This is a genomic window from Sphingomonas sp. Leaf412, assembly GCF_001425405.1.
Taxonomy (GTDB): Bacteria; Pseudomonadota; Alphaproteobacteria; order Sphingomonadales; family Sphingomonadaceae; genus Sphingomonas.
This window is the reverse complement of the sequence record NZ_LMQP01000003.1, coordinates 50,368-51,590: the sequence shown is the minus strand read 5'-3', so window position 1 is coordinate 51,590 and position 1,223 is coordinate 50,368. Positions and strand designations below refer to the sequence as shown.

1 protein-coding gene is annotated in these 1,223 nt (G+C 67.9%); it reads right to left on the bottom strand.

The genetic code is table 11. The features are described 5' to 3' along the window. Nucleotides 1–1,183, bottom strand: a 1,183-nt coding sequence (gene gcvPA, locus ASG29_RS07370; RefSeq protein WP_235532822.1) for an aminomethyl-transferring glycine dehydrogenase subunit GcvPA, incomplete at its 3' end; no start/stop codon positions are given. Nucleotides 1,184–1,223 lie beyond the last annotated feature (40 nt).

Sequence of the window (1,223 nt, the reverse complement as noted above, 5' to 3'; positions counted from 1 at the left end):
CCTCGCGCCCCAGGTCCAGCGTGAATTCGTTGAAGAACGTGTCGTTCACGACCCGCACGCCCGGCACCTGCGCCAGCCGCTCCGCCGCCGCCACCGCGCCCGCATGGTTCGCCGCCGCCAGCGCGCGCAGCCCCGCCTCGCCCAGCAACGTCATGTGGATCGAGAAGGCCAGCGCGCACAGCCCGCTGTTGGTGCAGATGTTGCTCGTCGCCTTCTCGCGCCGGATATGCTGTTCGCGCGTCGACAGCGTCAGGACGAACCCGCGTTTGCCGTCCGCATCGACGGTCTCGCCGCACAATCGCCCCGGCATCTGGCGGACATATTTGTCCTTGCACCCGAACAGGCCGACGTACGGCCCGCCGAATTGCAGGCCGACGCCGATGGACTGCCCCTCGCCCACGACGATGTCCGCGTCCATCTCCCCCGGCGAACGGATCGCGCCCAGCGCGACCGGCTCGGTCACGACCGCGATCAGCAACGCCTTGTTCGCGTGGCACGCATCCGCCAGCGGCGTCAGGTCCGCGATACGGCCCAGGATGTCGGGATATTGCACCACCACGCACGACGTCTCGCCATCGATCTTCGCGATCAGCGCCTCAAGGTCCGTCTCCGCCGCCATGTCGGGCAGCGACACGTCCAGCATGTCGCCGGTATATTTCGCCATGGTGTTGGCGACCGACACGTAATGCGGGTGCAGCCCGCCCGACAGGATCGCGCGCTTGCGCTTCGTGATCCGCCGCGCCATCCCGATCGCTTCCCAGCAGGCGGTCGATCCGTCGTACATGCTGGCATTGGCCACGTCGGTGCCCAGCAGGCGCGCGACCTGCGTCTGGAACTCGAACAGCATCTGCAACGTGCCCTGCGCGATCTCGGGCTGGTACGGCGTATAGGCGGTCAGGAACTCGCCGCGCTGGATCAGGTGATCGACGCTGGCGGGCACGTGGTGGCGATACGCCCCCGCGCCGAGGAAGAACGGCACCTCGCCCGCGACCATGTTCTGCCGCGCCAGTTTCGTCATGTGGCGTTCGACGGACAATTCGCTGGCGTGACCAGGCAGGCCGCGGATCGCGCCGTCGAGGCGGGCTTCTTCCGGCACGTCCACGAACAGGTCGTCGATCGACGACGCGCCGACGACGGCCAGCATCTCGGCACGGTCGGTATCGGTCAGGGGCAGGTAGCGCATCGAAAAACTCCATCCCCCTCCCCGACGGGGAGGGGCTAGG